Source organism: Pyxidicoccus sp. MSG2, assembly GCF_026626705.1.
GTDB lineage: Bacteria > Myxococcota > Myxococcia > Myxococcales > Myxococcaceae > Myxococcus.
Genome location: NZ_JAPNKC010000002.1, coordinates 81,643 through 97,361, shown reverse-complemented (window position 1 = coordinate 97,361; position 15,719 = coordinate 81,643). Strand labels below are relative to the sequence as shown.

Sequence of the window (15,719 nt, the reverse complement as noted above, 5' to 3'; positions counted from 1 at the left end):
TCCGCATCGACGAAGCCGGAGGACGCAGGCTCAGTGTCCCGAATGCTCGTGGCCCTTCCCCTGGGCCGGTGGGGTAGGGGCTGGCTCGGTACCACCCTGCGGCTTTGCAGTGCCATTGGCGGGCGGCTTGCCGAACTTCACCAACTGCGCATGTACCTGGCCGTTGTTCATCTTCATGCCGTGCACGACGACGCGCTCGCCGGGCTTGACGTCGGACACGGTGACCGCCACGCCGCTCTTCTCATAGCGGGTGTTGGGGTCCGTCATCACCTCCTGCTGCTTCTTGTCGCTCGTCTCCAGCACGAGCGCGTTCTGCTTCACCTCCTTCACCGTGCCCATGACGTGGACGCCGTCCTTGCCGTGGGCGAGGGCCATAGCTGGCGTCAGCAGGGCGAGGGTGAGTACGGCGAGGCCGGTGAGACGGGTACGAAGGTGCTGGGTTTTCATGGCACTGCGCTCCTTGTGTGAGTGAGGGCTACTGTCCCTTGAGGAACTCGTCCTCCAGGCGCTTCTCGTTGAGCTCATGCTGGGACTGGGGCATGGCGGCCTTTATTTCGTCGAGCTCTTCCGGGCTGAGACGCGGCAGCCGGCGGATGAGCCCGACGAGGGCCCAGCTGTCGGTGTTCCCCTCTCCGTCGTGGGCTTGCCCCCAGGCGGGCATGCCCGTCAGGCGGATGCCATTCTGGATGATCCAGTACAGCTCGCCATCGCTCAGGTCCTGGGTCGGGGACGCACGCATATCGGGGGCGCGCGGGTAGAGCCCCTGGCCGATGGGCGTCTGCCCGCTGCCATCCGCCGCGTGGCAGATGGCGCAGTGGTCCCCCCAGTGGGCTCGCGCCTCGGAGAGCGCCTGCGCCGAGATGGGCGCGAGCGGATTCTTCAGCTCCCGGGCACCCGTGGGCATGCTGAAGCTCCGTGCCGCACGCGCGACCTTCGCTTCGAGCGCGGAGGGCTCCTCCCGGGCCGAGAGGCCGCGGCGCGCCACGGTCAGCCCATACACCCCGCCACCCACGCCCAGGATGAGCGTCAGGGCACCCAGCACGGCCAGTCCTCCCACCACGATACGGCGCAAGGTCACAGGGGCTTCTCCTCTTTACTCCGACAGGGCGGTGGTCAGAGGTCCAGCCGCCTCAGCCGCAGGGCGTTGGTGATGACGGACACGGACGAGATGCTCATCGCCGCGCTGGCAATCATGGGGCTCAGCAGCAGTCCGAAAAACGGGTAGAGGACCCCCGCGGCAATGGGGACACCGAGCACGTTGTAGATGAACGCGAAGAAGAGGTTCTGGCGGATGTTGTGCACGGTGCCCCGGCTGAGGCGCCGGGCACGGACGATGCCGCGGAGGTCACCCTTCACCAGCGTGACGGAGGCGCTCTCCATGGCGATGTCGGTGCCCGTGCCCATCGCGATGCCCACGTTGGCCTGGGCGAGCGCGGGCGCATCGTTCACTCCGTCTCCGGCCATGGCCACCACGTGCCCCTCGGCCTGGAGGCGCTTCACCAGCGCGTTTTTCTCCTCCGGGCGCACCTCGGCGTGGACCTCATCAATGCCCAGGCGGCGGGCCACCGCTTCCGCCGTCGTCCGGCTGTCGCCGGTGAGCATCACGAGGCGCAGCCCGTCGGCCCGGAGCTGCTGGACGGCCTCGGGCGTGGTGGCCTTCACCGGGTCCGCTACGCCCAGGAGCCCGGCCGGCCTGCCATCCACGGCGACGAACATCACCGTCTGACCTTCCCGCCGCAGTGCCTCCGCCTTCTCCACGAGCGCCCCTGCCTCGATGCCAAGCCCGGTGAGCAACCGGGCGTTCCCCAGCGCCACCTGCGCACCGCCCACGCGCCCCGTCACGCCCTGGCCCGTCACGGACTTGAAGCCGCTGGCCTCTGTCAGGACGGCACCGCGTTCCTGCGCGCCCTTCACGATGGCGGACGCGAGCGGGTGCTCGCTCCCGCGCTCGATGCTTCCGGCCAGGTGAAGCAGCTGCGCCTCGTCGAAGCCGGGGGCCGGCACCACCGTGGCGAGGCTCGGCCGGCCCTCGGTGAGCGTGCCCGTCTTGTCGACGATGAGGGTGCCCACTTTCGCCAGCTCCTCGAGCGCCGCCGCGTCCCGGATGAGGACGCCGGCCTGTGCGCCGCGTCCCATGCCCACCACGATGGAGATGGGCGTGGCCAGGCCCAGGGCGCACGGGCACGCGATGATGAGGACGGCCACCGCGTTGACCAGCGCGTGGGCGAGCCGAGGCTCCGGTCCCCACAAGCCCCAGACGAGCGCCGTCAGGACGGCGATGACCACCACCGCGGGCACGAACCACCCGGAGACGGTGTCCGCTAGGCGCTGGATGGGGGCCCGGCTGCGCTGGGCCTCGGCCACCCGCTGCACGATTTGAGAGAGGAGGGTGTCGCGACCGACGCGCTCCGCCCGCATCACGAAGCTGCCCGTGCCATTGACGGTCGCCCCCGTTACCCGGCTGCCGGGCGTCTTCTCGGAGGGAATGGGCTCACCTGTCACCATCGACTCGTCCACGGCGCTCTCGCCCTCCAGGACGACGCCATCCACGGGCACCTTCTCACCCGGGCGGACCCGGAGACGGTCACCCACGTGCACGCGGTCGAGCGCCACGTCCTCCTCGCGTCCGTCCTCGCGCAGCACCCGCGCCGTCTTCGGAGCCAGCCCGAGTAGCGCCTTCAATGCCCCTGAGGTGGCATGGCGGGCCCGGAGCTCCAGCACCTGGCCCAGCAGCACCAGCGTGGTGATGACCGCTGCGGCCTCGAAGTACACGGGCACCTGGCCCCCATGGCCCATGAAAGAGTGGGGCAGGAGACCCGGGAATAGGGTGGCGAAGACGCTGAAGCCGTAGGCCGCGCCTGTTCCCAGGGCAATCAGCGTGAACATGTTGAGGTGCCGGTTGCGCACCGACGCCCAGCCCCGCTGGAAGAAGGGGAGGCCGCCCCACAGCACCACGGGCGTCGCCAGGGCGAGCTGCACCCAGGCCATGAGCGGCCCTGGGACGAGGCGCTGCACGGGCTGGCCGGGAATCATCTCCGACATGCCCAGCACGAACAGGGGGAGCGAGAGGGCGAGGCTCACCCAGAAGCGCCGCCGCATGTCGAGGTACTCCGGGTCAGGCGCTTCCTCGAGGGTGACGGTCCGTGGCTCCAGCGCCATGCCGCAGATGGGGCACGTCCCAGGCTCGGGCCGGACAATCTGCGGGTGCATCGGGCAGACGTACTCTGTGCGCGTCTGGACGACCGGCTGCTCGGGCTCCAGGGCCATTCCACACTTCGGGCAGGTGCCAGGGTGGTCCTGGCGCACCTCCGGGTCCATCGGGCAGATGTACGCGGTGCCCGCAGGGGCTGGTGCCGGCGGCGGCTGGGGCTCGGGCGCGAGGTACTTCTGCGGCTCCGCCTTGAACTTCTCGCGGCACTTCGGGTTGCAGAAGAAGTACGTGTGCCCCTCGTGCACGTGGCTGCCACCCTTCGCGGCATGGGGGTCCACGAACATCCCGCAGACGGGGTCCTTCCCCTTGCCCTCCGGCAGGTGCGGAGGGTGGTGCCCGGCGTGGACTTCTGGGGGGTGATGGGTCGTCATCGTCGCTCTTCCTTTCACCGGGGCTCACGAAGCACCCCATCCCCTCTTACAGTTCCGGGTGAATCAGGAGGCAGTCCACGGCTGCCCGCCTGCTCCGGAGGGACGCGCTCATGGGGGAGGTCTCCCATCCCCGGTAACAAGCAACCCGGAGGCCAGCCATGCCCGGGGGTAAGTCCGCAATTCTGCTCAGGCGTGCCCTCTCGCGGCGTAACCGGTGCTGTTACACCCTGATGAGGTCGGTCACACCCGGTTTGCGAACCCTGCGGGCGCGCTGGAACATGAGGGCATGTCCGAACCGCTCCGTTCTCTCATCTCCCGGTGGCGTGAAGACCCGGCCGGGACCTACCGCTCCTGGTTCCTCTGGGAGGAGCGCCTGAAGAACTTCCGCTCCATCCGCCGCGGCCTGGCCACGGTGGTGGAGGAGATGGAGGAGGGCACCTTCGGCAACGTGTACAAGGGCTCGTCCTTGGAGACGGTGGTGGGCTCGGTGTCCGAGCAGCGGCAGATTTTCAAGGGAGCGGACCACGCCTTCCTGTGGAAGCCCAAGCTGCGCATCCCGGACATCTACGAGTCCCCGGAGAACCAGCGCGCCTTCGGCCGCTTCCTGTCCGCGTGTGCCTGCTGTGGTGACGGAGAGGAGCTCGTGGCGGCCATCCGCGCCCTCGATGAGCGGAAAATCAAGGGGCTCGGGCCCGCCGCGGCGAACCTGCTCTACTTCCTGCACCCCACGTTGATGCCGCCCTTCAACACGGCCATCGTGAACGGCTACAACGCGCTCACTGGCGCCAAGGTGAAGCTGGGCAAGTGGGAGGAGTACCTCGCCATGCGCGAGGGCATCCTCCGGCTCAATGCGGCGCACCGCGAGCTACTCTCCAACGACCTGGGCGCCGTCGGCGGGCTGCTCTTCGACATCGGCAGTGGCCGGTATGCGCCCCCTCCGAGGGAGGACGATGCCGAGGCGCGAGCTGACTGGGAGGCGGACCTCGCCCGGGTGCGTACGGAAGCGGGGAGCGCGCGCAAGGCCCGCGAGGCCGCCGAGGCCGAGGACCTCACCCACACCCAGGTCCAGGGCTGGCTGCGCGACCTGGGCGTGGCGCTCGGCTACGAGGTGTGGGTGGCCGCCAATGACCGCAGCCGGCGCTGTGGCGCGGGCCTGCTCGGGGACGGGTGCCTCACCGAACTGCCGCCGGCCGTGGCCACGGCTCCAGGTGGCGAAGCGGTCCGCCTCATCGACGTGATCTGGCTGGAGAAGGGGCGCGCCGAGGTGGCCGCGGCGTTCGAGGTGGAGCACACGACGTCCATCTACTCCGGCATCGTGCGCCTGCTGGACCTGGCCCTGGGCGCCCCCGGCTCCGCCACGCGGGGGCTCTTCCTCGTGGCGCCGGACCGGCGCGAGGAGGACGTCCGGCAGCAGCTCGCGCGCCCCGCGTTCCGCCGCGTCGCGGACCTCGACGTGCGCTATCTCCCGTACGGTGAGCTGGAGCGCCACCGGGAGGCGATGGGCCGCTTCGGACAGGGACTCAAGGCCGTGGAGGCGGTGGCTCGCCGCCTCCAGCCGTGAGCGTGCCTCAAAAGAGGGGGCGACTGTTCACCGCGAGCCCTTGGACTGGAACACTGCATTCCAGACCGAGACAGCGCGCTGTCGTCAGCGCTGCTGATGACTGGGCGAGGCCGGTTGGCCCTGCTGCTGGGTGCCGCTTCCGCTCATGCAGCGTTGCATCCCCTGCGCCATGCGCTGAACTTCCTCGACCTGGCCGGAGTTCTTTGCGGTGAGCCGCAGAATGGCCCCTGTCGGCGTCTGCTCCACCTTCACGTCCGCCATTCCGCGCATGGAGCAATTCATTCCCGCGCCGCCCATGCCCTGGCCCATCATGCTGCCACCCATCATGTCGCCGCCCATCATTCCGCAGGGACATCCGGATTGCTGCTGCGCGGACGCGTCCTTCTGGCGCTCCGACTTCGGTGCCTGACTGGTGCCTTGGGCTCCAGCGAGCGGTCCGAGGATCAGTCCCGTGGTGATGAGCAGGCCGTATCCAAGCTTCCTCATGGCATTTCCTCCCAGAATGGGTCATCCCCAAAGGAAAGCTGCTGCCGGAGTTGGAGAATGGCCTGCTGCCCGTTCCGACAGGGAGAGAGGGCGCTCAGGGCGTGGATGTCCGCTTCACCTCCAGGCTACACGGCGGAAGCTGGAGGCGCTGCCGTGTGCCTGAGCCATCGAGTCTCCGGGCTGTTGGTTCCGCCCTCCTCGTGCCTCTGCGAGCTCTCCCTGTGGGTGCGGTGGCTCGCTGCCTCCAGCCCTGCGCACGTCCGGCCCCGCTATGGCTGGCTACCGTACCAGGCCCTGCGCCACGCAATCAGCTGGCCGACCTCCTCCGCCTGCGCGTCGATGATTCTCCGGGAAAGGGCGCGGATTTCCGCGATGCTGCTGCGCTGGAGCGCCGCCGTCGCCATCTGAATGGCGCCCGAGTGGTGCGGCATCATCGAGTCGATGAACGCCTTGTCGACGTCAGGCTGCCGCGCGAACTCGTCGGGCATCAGCATGCCGCTGTTCTGCATCTCGGACTCGCTCATCATGGTCGGCACGTCCGAGGAGCCGAAGTGGGCCTGCTTGAGGGCCTTCAGCTCCTCTATTTCCTGACGCTGGTCCTGAATCATCTTCGTCGCCTGTGCCCGGAGCTCCTGGCGCGTCCCGCGCTGCTCCTCGACCATGGCCATCTCGGTGGCCATCTGGTGGTGCGCGGCCATCATGTCGATGAACCGCTCGTCGGAGTAGTTGCCGTCCACGACGAGCTGCTCGGGCGCGACGTCATGGTCCATGGAGCCTATGGATGTCCCGGGGGGCGCCGATTCGTCGTCTCCGCACCCTGTCACCACCGCAAGGAAGACGACCGCCAGGGCTTGGCACCGCATCGGTGATTTCATACGTCCGCAACCTCCAGGTCCGACGTCCCGTACGCCTGAATCAGCTGGGGCACCGGGAACGCTTGCAAGGGTCGGAAGCTGGGCACGGAGCAGTTCCATGTCAGCTGTGAGCGGGGAGGTTACAGACCGGGCCCTTGCGCGGATTGCTTGGGCAGTTCGGCGAGCCAACGGCACTACGACTTCAGTCCAGGGCCGCTGTTGGAAGAAATCAGTTCTTGCGGAAGACGAGGCCGTTGGGCTTGGTGCCCACCGTGAGCGTCTTTCGGATGGTGCGCGTGGCGACGTCCACAACGCTGAGCGTACCCGCGGTCTGGTTGGTGACGAAGGCGGTGGCACCGTCGGAGGAGAAGGTGATGCCATGGGCACCGGTACCCGTGGCGAGCTCCCCCTGCCGAGTCGTGGTTCCCGCGGCGAAGAAGATGAGCTTGCCGTTGTCGGTATCCGTCACCCAGAGGTCGCCGTTGGGAGCCGTGGCGGCCATGGCCGGTGTGAAGCCCAGCGAGTAGGTGCGTGCGACCTCGAGCGTCCCGGAGTTGATGGCGGTGAGGCTCTTCCCGTCCTCGTTGTCCACGTACATGAGGCCGTCGTTCCCCGGCCAGGCGCCCACGGGGGTGGTACCGACAGGCACCGTTTTCACCACCGCCTTGGTCGCAGCATCGATGATGGTGACGCTGTCGGAGTCACCGTTGGCGACGAAGGCGTACCGGCCATCCCATGCGAACGTCACCTCCGCGGGCATGTCTTCGACGGAAACAGTCTGCTTGGGCTCCAGCGTCCGGCTGTCGAGCACGACCACCTTGCCCGGCATCTCCCTCAGGGCCGTCCACACCTCGGTGCCGTCCGGTGAGAAGACGCCGTTGTGGGCCACCGCCTCGAGCTCCCTCGCGGCTCGGGTCTCGCCCGTCTTCGCGTCCAGGAGCAGGAGCTTGCCCGGCATGCTGTGGCCGCCGCTTCCGCCGCCATGGCCTCCACTCAGGTCCATACCTGGGACGGCCACCACGAGCGCGTTTCGGTCCGGGCTCAGGTTGACGTGGTGTGGAAACTCCATGTCCTTCAACTGAAGGGTGCTCGCGACTTCCATCCGCTCCGCGTCGATGATGCTGAGGGACGCGCTGCCACCATTCACGACGAAAACCGCGTCCTCGTCGATGGTGGGGAAGGTGTTCGAATCACCGTCGCTGCAGCCGCCCAGCGTCAGTACAGCCAGAGATGAGACTGCCCACAGGTTCCGTTTGAGAAGCTCCATTGGTCCATCCTTTCGGTGTGTCTGCGTCACGGGTCTGCTTGAGAGAGAGAAGTTGAAGAGGTCGATATTCAGACCGGTTCCTTGAAGTCATCGGACCGCAGTCCGTATCGCTTGAGGAGCCGATGGAGGCTTTCTCGCTCCATGCCCGCCCGCTCCGCGGCCCGCGTCACGTTGCCTCCGAACTCCCGCAGCAGCGCGACGAGGTAGTCGCGCGACGCGCGGTCTCTCGCCAGGTCCACCGCCTCACGGAAGGGCATCTTCACCAGCTGGTCAGCGGGCAGGGCCCCCTGCTGTCCTCCCGCGATTTCCGGGGGAAGGTCGTCCTGGCCCACGCGGGGGCCCGTGGCGATGGCTACCGCGCGTTCAATGGCATTCTCCAGCTGACGCACGTTGCCGGGCCAGCTGTACCCAGTGAGGGCACGCAGCGCGTCCGGCTCCAAGCCGTCCACCGGCTGGTGGTAGGTCTTCGACGCCTTCTGCACGAAGTGCATCGCCAGCAGAGGGATGTCCTCGCGCCGCTCGCGCAGGGGCGGCAGATGTACCGGGAAGACATTGAGCCGGTAGTAGAGGTCCTCGCGGAAGCGGCCCGCGGCCGCCTCGGCCTTGAGGTCGCGGTGGGTGGCGGTGATGACGCGTGAGTCGATGCGGCGCGCCACCGAGTCCCCCACGCGGCGCACCTCCTTGTCCTGGAGCGTGCGGTTGAGCTTCACCTGGACGGCCAGGGGCAGCTCTCCAATCTCGTCCAGGAAGATGGTTCCCCCCGAGGCCGCCTCGAAGAGGCCGGGCTTGGTCTCCACCGCGCCGGTGAAGGCCCCCCGGGCGTGACCGAACAGCTCGCTCTCGATGAGCTCCGAGGGCAGCGCGCCGCAGTTGACCGCGACGAAGGGCCGGTCCTTCCGCGGGCCGTGGTGGTGGATGGCTCGGGCCACCAGCTCCTTGCCCGTTCCCGTCTCTCCGGTGATGAGCACGGTGATGTCCAGCCCGGCGGCGCGCTCCAGCAAGCCATAGAGCGCGCGCATCGGAGGGCTCCTGCCGATGATGTTCTGGAAGCCGTAGATGCCCTCCAGCTCGCGTCGCAGTGTGGCCGCCTGCTCCTTGAGTCGCTTGCGCTCGAGCGCGCGAGCCACCACCAGGGACGCCTCGTCCGGGTCGAAGGGCTTGGGCAGGTAGTCGTAGGCCCCCTCCTTGATGGCCTCCACCGCCTTGGGGACGGAGGCGTACGCCGTCATCAGGATGACCTCGGTGTCCGGCGAGTGCTGCTTGACGGCCTTGAGCACCTCGAAGCCGTCTGCCCCCGGCATGCGGATGTCCGTCACCACGAGGTCGAATTGCTGGGTCTGGATGAGCGCGAGCGCACGGCCTCCGTCTTCAGCCGTCCTCACCTGGTAGGCGTCACCCAGAATCCGGGTGAAGAGGTGGCGCATGTTCTCCTTGTCATCGACGACGAGAACGCTCGGTCTGTCCGTCACGGCGTACTCCGGGGGAGATGCAGGGTGAACTCCGCGCCACGTCCGGGAAGATTGCGTGGCTGGATGCGGCCTCCATGGGCCTGGGCGATGGCCTGCGACACGGCCAGCCCCAGCCCGGTGCCTTGGGGTTTGGTGGTGAAGAAGGGCTCGAAGAGCCGCTCATTCGCTTCGGGAGCAAGGCCCGGTCCGGTGTCGCGGACCGACAGCGCCACCTCACCTTCGCGCGCGTGGATGGTCACCGTCACCTGTCCCGAAGGCCCCGCGGCCTCCACGGCGTTCTTCACCAGGTTGGTGACCACCTGGCGAAGCCGCTGCGGGTGCCCGGCCACCCGGGCTTCGCCTTCCACCGTCAGCGAGACGTCGGAGACCTGGGCGGACTCCCTCAGCCGAGCGACGACTTCCTCCACCAGCTCTCGCAGCTCCAGCGTCTCCCCGGGAACCTGGAGCGGCCGTGACAGGTCGAGCAGCCCCTCCACGATGTCACGGCAGCGCAGCGTCTCCTCTTCGATGATGCGCAGGTCGTCCGCCACCGCGCCTTTCGCCTTGCGCTGAAGCAGGCGCACGTAGCCGAGGATGACACCCAGGGGATTGTTGATTTCATGCGCCACCCCCGCTGCCAGGCGGCCGATGCCCGCCAGCCGCTCGCTCTGCACCAGGCGCTCCTGGTGCTCACGGAGCGCGGCGGTCATCCGGTTGAACTGCTGCGCCAGCCTTCCGAACTCGTCCGGGCGCTCCAACGCGATGCGGGTGGTGAGGTCGCCCGCGGCGATACGGGCCGCGCCGGCCTCCAGCAGGGAGACCGGGCGGGCCACTGAACGGCCAATGTAGAGGCCCACGCCTGCCGCCAGGAGGGCCGCGGCTGCCAGGATTGCGACGGTCCACTGGAAGCTGGCGTGCTGAACCGTGCTCGCGTGCTCCTCGAAACTCCCAATGGCGCGCTCGTAGTGCGAAGCCAGGGTGTCCGCGCTCTCCTGGATGACGCCGACCAGCTCCAGTGCTCGGGAGTGCTCACGGACCGCCGTGGCGCGGTCCTCTCGCACCACGGCCGGTAGGAGTGCCTCTCGGAAGAGCAGGTCCAGCTCCGCCGTGGTGCGGCGCATCGTGTCCACCTGGGCTCGCTCCTCGGGGGTGTTCGCCTGGCCCTGGACCTCCTCGAGGAGCGCCAGTGCGCGGCGGTGGGCGCCGTCGTAGAGCGGCAGGTGGCTGGCGTTGCCGAGGATGAGGGTATGGGCCAGGTGCGCGTAGAGGTCCCTCACCGCCGACGCCAGCGACAGAGTGGTGCGCACGGCGGTTTCCTGCCGCCTCACGCTGTGCAGGGCCTCGTGGATCTCCGCCATGCCCTCGAGCGCGGCGTAGGCCGCCGCGCCGAAGGCCAGGACGAGGAGCGAGAAGGCGTATAGGAGCCTGCGAGCGGTTCCAGACACAACATCCCCCAGCGAACGAAAGCTGGGATTCAGCAACGGGCAGGCCAACGCCCCGCGCGCCGCAAGTGGCTGAATTCATTCCTGCCCGGGCTTCGCTCTCCTCGGTGGGGAGGCGTGGAGTGTGATTGATAAGGTCACACTGTGATGAGCCGGGGGGCCGGTTTCAGGCCTGGCTCAGAAGGCCCTCTTTGGGGCGTGGGCCGCCTCGTGGAGCGCTCATGGGGAGCCGTCTGCGCGCACATCCACCAGCGTCATCATCCCCGACTCGGCGTGCTCCTGGATGTGGCAGTGGAGCATCCAGGCCCCCTCGTCCTGCGGGAACATCGCCACGTCCACCGTCTCCCTAGGACCGATGAGCACGGTGTCGCGCCAGTGCCCCTCGTCCACCGGTGTACCGTCGCGCGCCACCACGCGGAAGAACTGGCCATGCACGTGCATGGGGTGCAGGCGGTACGACTCGTTGACGAAGCGCAGCTTGGCCCACTGGTGCGCGGGGAGTCGGTAGACCCGGTGGTGCGCGGAGGCATGCTCCCCCTCGTGCTGGAAGGCCTCGCCATTGATGGTCCACTCGATGCCGAAGGGGCCTCCCCGCCTGGCATTCAGCCGGAAGGTCTCCGAGGGTGGCCGGGCGCGCGCCGAGGAGAGGTCTGGGGCCGGCATTGAGGCAGCTGCTGTCACCGCGGGCGGTCGTACCGCCGCTCCGGACACCGCCAGCGTGGCGAGGAGGAACGGCCTGCGTGTGAAGCGGTCCACCACCTCCAGACGCTGCTCGCTCAGCGCCTCGGGGACGGTGAAGTCCAGGTCGACGCGGTTGCCTGGAGCGAGCTCCAGGCGGGAAGCAGGCAGCGGCCGGTCGGTTGCCAACGCGTCGACTGCAATGACAGCTGCGTCGAGCCCGTCGAAGGAAGGCGCGAAGACGCGCCCGTTCGCGACGTTGACCAGGCGCAGGCGCACCCGCTCGCCGGGCCGCAGCGGGACTTCTGGCTGGGCAACCCCATTCACCGTGGAGACCTGCCCCCAGCGGCCGTCGTGCGCGAGCTGGCTGCGCGTGTTGAACCGGGCATCCACCTGGCCACTCGCGTCGAGGAGCCAGTCGTCGAGCACCCAGACGAGCTCGCGTGTGAAGGGGCCGGGCTCCCGGTCCTCCACGATGAGGACGCCGAACAGCCCGCGCTCCACCTGCTCGCTCCCGCGCAGGTGCGGGTGGAACCAGAACGTCCCTGCATCCTTCAGTTTGAATTCGTAGACGAAGGTGCCCCCGGGCGGGATGGGAGGCTGTGTCACTCCGGGCACGCCGTCCATTCCATTCGGAAGCCGGATGCCGTGCCAGTGAATGGTCGTGGGCTGCGGCAGCTTGTTGGTGAAGCGCACTCGGACCGTGTCCCCCTGGGTGGCGCGGAGGGTGGGGCCGGGCACCTGGCCGTTGTACGCCCAGACCTCCAGACTCCTCCCATCCAGGAGCGGTAGGGCGGTCGGGGCCGCGACGAGCTCGAACTCGCGCACGTGGCCTGTGGAGGGGACGTCCTCCGGGTAGGGCGGTGCGGCGCGCGGCTGCCGGGCCGCCGTCACGGCATCGCCCTTCTGGCCGAGGCCGAGTGCCGCCAGCACGGCGACGAGGGCAGCGAGAGCCGCCCCGATGAACCAGGGATTGCGATGCATGAGGTCTCTCCACGAATGAAAGTTTCAGGCGTCCTCGCTCCGCTTCCGTGAGCGGGCGGGGTGTGCGCCGGGCCACCCGAGGTGGCATGGCCTGACCGCACTCGACAGACGGCGTCAGGCGGGGAGGGCGGCGGCGCCAGCGACTTCGGCCTCGGGGGTTGCCGGCCCCGGCACCACCTCGCGGCGCTTCCAGAGGAAGTAGACCGCCGGGTAGACGAGCAGCTCCAGCAGGAAGCTGGTGACGAGGCCGCCCACCATGGGAGCCGCGATGCGCTTCATCACGTCCGCGCCCGTTCCGGTGGACCACATGATGGGGAGCAGGCCCAGCATCGCCGCCATGACCGTCATCGCCTTGGGCCGCACCCGCTTCACGGCCCCGTGGATGATGGCCTCCACCAGGTCACCTTCGGTGCGAAGCATCCCGCGCTTCTTCGCCTCGTCGTGGGAGAGGTCCAGGAAGAGCAGCATGAAGGCGCCCGTCTCCGCGTCCAGGCCCATCAGCGCAATCATGCCCACCCACACCGCGATGGAGATGTTGTAGTCGAGCGCCCACAGCAGCCACACCGCGCCGATGGCGGAGAAGGGCACCGCCAGCATGACGAGGCCCGCCTTGAAGGCCGACTTCGTGTTCATGTACAGCAGCCCGAAGATGAGCACGAGCGTGAGCGGGATGACGAGCTGGAGCCGCTCCCGGACGCGCAGCATGTTCTCGTACTGCCCGCTCCACGTCATGGAATAGCCGGCGGGCACCTTCACGCCCGCGGCCACCGCCTCCTTGGCGCGTTCCACGAAGCCGCCCACGTCGTACTTCGAGGTGTCGAAGTCCACGTAGACGTAGCCGGTGAGCATGCCGTTCTCGTTGCGAATCATCGAGGGGCCGTGCTCGAGCACCACGTCCGCGATGGCCTCCATGGGAATCTGGCCCTGGCCGCCGGGAAGGGGCAGCAGCACGCGCTTGAGCGCCTGGAGGTCCTCGCGGTAGTCCCGCGCGTAGCGCACGTTGATGCCGTAGCGCTCACGCCCCTCCACAGTGGTGGACTGGTTGTCGCCGCCCACCGCGGTCATCACCATCATGTTCGCGTCGTCCACGCTCAGGCCGTAGCGGGCGAGCTCGTCACGATTGAGGACGAAGTCCAGGAAGTAGCCGCCCGCCACGCGCTCAGCGAACGCGCTTCGGGTGCCCTCCACCTTCGCCACCGCGGCCTCCGTCTCGCGAGCGATGCGCTCCACGGTGGCGAGGTCCGCGCCCATGATCTTGATGCCCACGGGCGTGCGGATGCCGGTGGACAGCATGTCCAGGCGGCCCTTGATGGGCATGGTCCACGCGTTGGAGATGCCCGGCAGTTGGAGCGCGGCGTTCATCTCCGACTCCAGCTGCGCCTGGGTGATGTGGTCACGCCAGAAGGGGCGCAGGACGCTCTTCAGCCATTCGGGAGCCCAGTTGCTGTACCAGCGCGGCACCTCACGCCACTGGGACTCGGGGCGCAGCAGCACCGTCGTCTCCATCATGGTGAAGGGGGCGGGGTCGGTGGAGGTGTTGGCGCGGCCGGCCTTGCCGAAGACGCGCTCCACCTCTGGGAATCGCATGAGCAGCTTGTCCTGCACTTGCAGCACGCGCTGCGCCTCGGCGACGGACATGCCGGGCTCCACCGCCGAGGGCATGTAGAGGATGGTGCCCTCGTTGAGCGGTGGCATGAACTCGCTACCCAGGTGCAGGTACACGGGGATGGTGGTGGCGACCAGCAGCACGCTCACGGCGATGGTGGCCTTGGCGTGGCGCACGACGAAGCGGCAGGGGCCTTCGTAGAGCCGGTGCATCAGCCGGCTGATGGGGTGCCGCTCCTCCGAGTAGTACTTGCCCACCAGGGCCGTGGTCGCCACCGACGCCAGGAATCTCGGGCGGAAGCGGAAGGGCTCCACTCGCGCGAAGAGCATCCGCATCGCGGGGTCCAGGGTGATGGCCAGCAGCGCGGCGATGGCCATGGCCAGGTTCTTCGAGTACGCCAGCGGGCGGAAGAGGCGGCCCTCCTGGTCCACCAGCGTGAAGATGGGCATGAAGGCCACGGCGATGACGAGCAGGCTGAAGAAGACGCCCGGCCCCACCTCCATCAGCGCTTCCAGGCGCACCTGGTGGAAGTCGCCTTTCTTCCCGTCCTTAATCCAGTGGTGGATTTTGTTGTACGCGTTCTCCACCTCGACGATGGCGCCGTCCACGAGCACGCCGATGGAGATGGCGATGCCGGCCAGCGACATGAGGTTGGCGTTCAGCCCCATCGCGTACATGGGGATGAAGGCCAGCGCCACCGACACGGGAATCGTGACGATGGGCACGAGGGCGGAGGGCGCGTGCCACAGGAAGAGGAGGATGATGAGGGAGACGATGATGATTTCTTCCACCATCTTGTGTGACACCGTATCGATGGCGCGCTCGATGAGGTCCGAGCGGTCATAGGTGGTGACGACCTCCACGCCTTCGGGCAGCGACGGCTTGAGCTCCTCCAGCTTCGCCTTGACGCGCTTGATGACGTTGAGGGCGTTCTCCCCCTGTCGCATCACCACGATGCCGCCCACGACGTCTCCCTCACCGTCCAGGTCGGCCACGCCGCGGCGCAGTTCGGGGCCCAGCGTCACGCTGGCCACGTCCTTGATGGTGACAGTCGTCCCACCCTGAGCCTTGAGGACGAGCTTCTCGATGTCCTCCACGTTCTTCACGTAGCCTCGGCCACGGACCATGTACTCGCGCCCGGCCACCTCCACGAGCCGTCCACCCACGTCGTTGTTGCCCTGGCGCACCGCGCGCACCACAGCGTCCAGCGACAGCCCATAGCTGGCGAGGGTGTTGGGATTGACGGTCACCTGGTACTGGCGCACCTGTCCGCCCACGGTGGCCACCTCGGAGACGCCGGGCACGCTTTGAATCTGATACCGCAGGAACCAGTCCTGGTAGGAGCGCAGCTCGTCAAGCCGGTGCTTGCCGCTCTTGTCCACCAGCGCGTACTGGAACACCCAGCCCACGCTGGTGGCGTCCGGGCCCAGCTCCACCTTCACGTCCTGCGGGAGCTGGGCCGTTATCTTCGACAGGTACTCGAGCACCCGCGTGCGGGCCCAGTACATGTCCGTGCCATCCTCGAAGATGACGTACACGTAGCTGAAGCCGAAGTCGCTGAAGCCGCGCACCGCCTTGACCTTCGGAGCGCCAAGCAGTGCAGTGGTGATGGGGTAGGTGACCTGGTCCTCGATGATGTCGGGGCTGCGGTCCCACCGCCCGTAGACGATGACCTGGGTGTCGGACAGGTCCGGCAGCGCGTCCAGCGGCATGTTCCGCATGGTCCACCAGGCGCCGATGAGCGCCACCACGGTGGCCGCGATGACCAGGTACTTGTTCTCCGCCGAGAATCGGATGATGGCGCGAATCAT

At 68.2% G+C, this 15,719-nt stretch carries 11 protein-coding genes; 1 reads left to right on the top strand and 10 read right to left on the bottom strand.

Going from position 1 to position 15,719, the window contains the following annotated elements; all coding sequences use genetic code 11:
• Positions 1-30 precede the first annotated feature (30 nt).
• The 3 genes from OV427_RS50315 to OV427_RS50305 are packed head-to-tail and all read right to left on the bottom strand — an operon-like array spanning position 31 to position 3,582.
• Positions 31-447, bottom strand: a complete 417-nt coding sequence (locus OV427_RS50315; RefSeq protein WP_267863689.1) for a DUF5666 domain-containing protein — start codon at positions 445-447, stop codon at positions 31-33.
• Positions 448-475: 28 nt separating this feature from the next.
• A complete protein-coding gene (locus OV427_RS50310) occupies positions 476-1,078 on the bottom strand; it encodes a c-type cytochrome (protein ID WP_267863688.1) in 603 nt (200 codons plus the stop codon).
• A gap of 35 nt (positions 1,079-1,113) precedes the next feature.
• The gene (locus tag OV427_RS50305; protein ID WP_267863687.1) at positions 1,114-3,582 is read right to left on the bottom strand and encodes a heavy metal translocating P-type ATPase; all 2,469 of its coding nucleotides are present in this window, start codon (positions 3,580-3,582) and stop codon (positions 1,114-1,116) included.
• Positions 3,583-3,868: 286 nt separating this feature from the next.
• Between OV427_RS50305 and OV427_RS50300 the strand changes: the two genes are divergently transcribed.
• Positions 3,869-5,143 (top strand): type II restriction endonuclease, encoded by a 1,275-nt coding sequence (locus tag OV427_RS50300; protein WP_267863686.1) that lies wholly within the window; start codon positions 3,869-3,871, stop codon positions 5,141-5,143.
• An 84-nt stretch (positions 5,144-5,227) separates the two neighbouring features.
• Here OV427_RS50300 and OV427_RS50295 read toward each other — a convergent pair whose 3' ends face one another.
• From OV427_RS50295 to OV427_RS50265, 7 genes are all read right to left on the bottom strand, one after another.
• Positions 5,228-5,629: a hypothetical protein gene (locus tag OV427_RS50295; protein ID WP_267863685.1), complete on the bottom strand. Its 402-nt coding sequence runs from the start codon at positions 5,627-5,629 to the stop codon at positions 5,228-5,230.
• Between the two features lie 269 nt (positions 5,630-5,898).
• Positions 5,899-6,399 carry a DUF305 domain-containing protein gene (locus OV427_RS50290; RefSeq protein ID WP_267863684.1) on the bottom strand — a complete coding sequence of 167 codons (501 nt, stop codon included), beginning with the start codon at positions 6,397-6,399 and terminating at the stop codon, positions 5,899-5,901.
• Between the two features lie 313 nt (positions 6,400-6,712).
• Positions 6,713-7,750, bottom strand: coding sequence for a YncE family protein (locus tag OV427_RS50285; RefSeq protein ID WP_267863683.1), 1,038 nt, complete (start codon positions 7,748-7,750; stop codon positions 6,713-6,715).
• A gap of 68 nt (positions 7,751-7,818) precedes the next feature.
• On the bottom strand, positions 7,819-9,219 hold the full coding sequence (locus OV427_RS50280; RefSeq protein ID WP_267863682.1) for a sigma-54-dependent transcriptional regulator: 1,401 nt from the start codon (positions 9,217-9,219) through the stop codon (positions 7,819-7,821).
• Positions 9,216-10,643: a sensor histidine kinase gene (locus OV427_RS50275; RefSeq protein ID WP_267863681.1), complete on the bottom strand. Its 1,428-nt coding sequence runs from the start codon at positions 10,641-10,643 to the stop codon at positions 9,216-9,218. The genes OV427_RS50280 and OV427_RS50275 overlap by 4 nt, the downstream gene beginning before the upstream one ends.
• Before the next feature lie 216 nt (positions 10,644-10,859).
• Positions 10,860-12,302 (bottom strand): multicopper oxidase family protein, encoded by a 1,443-nt coding sequence (locus tag OV427_RS50270; RefSeq protein ID WP_267863680.1) that lies wholly within the window; start codon positions 12,300-12,302, stop codon positions 10,860-10,862.
• Between the two features lie 114 nt (positions 12,303-12,416).
• Positions 12,417-15,719, bottom strand: coding sequence for an efflux RND transporter permease subunit (locus OV427_RS50265; protein ID WP_267863679.1), 3,303 nt, complete (start codon positions 15,717-15,719; stop codon positions 12,417-12,419).

Bases quoted from the DNA above. Each gene is read 5' to 3' on its own strand.
- OV427_RS50315 (WP_267863689.1), bottom strand. From the start codon at position 447: ATGAAAACCCAGCACCTTCGTACCCGTCTCACCGGCCTCGCCGTACTC.
- OV427_RS50305 (WP_267863687.1), bottom strand. From the start codon at position 3,582: ATGACGACCCATCACCCCCCAGAAGTCCACGCCGGGCACCACCCTCCG.
- OV427_RS50300 (WP_267863686.1), top strand. From the start codon at position 3,869: ATGTCCGAACCGCTCCGTTCTCTCATCTCCCGGTGGCGTGAAGACCCG.
- OV427_RS50295 (WP_267863685.1), bottom strand. From the start codon at position 5,629: ATGAGGAAGCTTGGATACGGCCTGCTCATCACCACGGGACTGATCCTC.
- OV427_RS50290 (WP_267863684.1), bottom strand. From the start codon at position 6,399: ATGGACCATGACGTCGCGCCCGAGCAGCTCGTCGTGGACGGCAACTAC.
- OV427_RS50285 (WP_267863683.1), bottom strand. From the start codon at position 7,750: ATGGAGCTTCTCAAACGGAACCTGTGGGCAGTCTCATCTCTGGCTGTA.
- OV427_RS50270 (WP_267863680.1), bottom strand. From the start codon at position 12,302: ATGCATCGCAATCCCTGGTTCATCGGGGCGGCTCTCGCTGCCCTCGTC.
- OV427_RS50265 (WP_267863679.1), bottom strand. From the start codon at position 15,719: ATGATTCGCGCCATCATCCGATTCTCGGCGGAGAACAAGTACCTGGTC.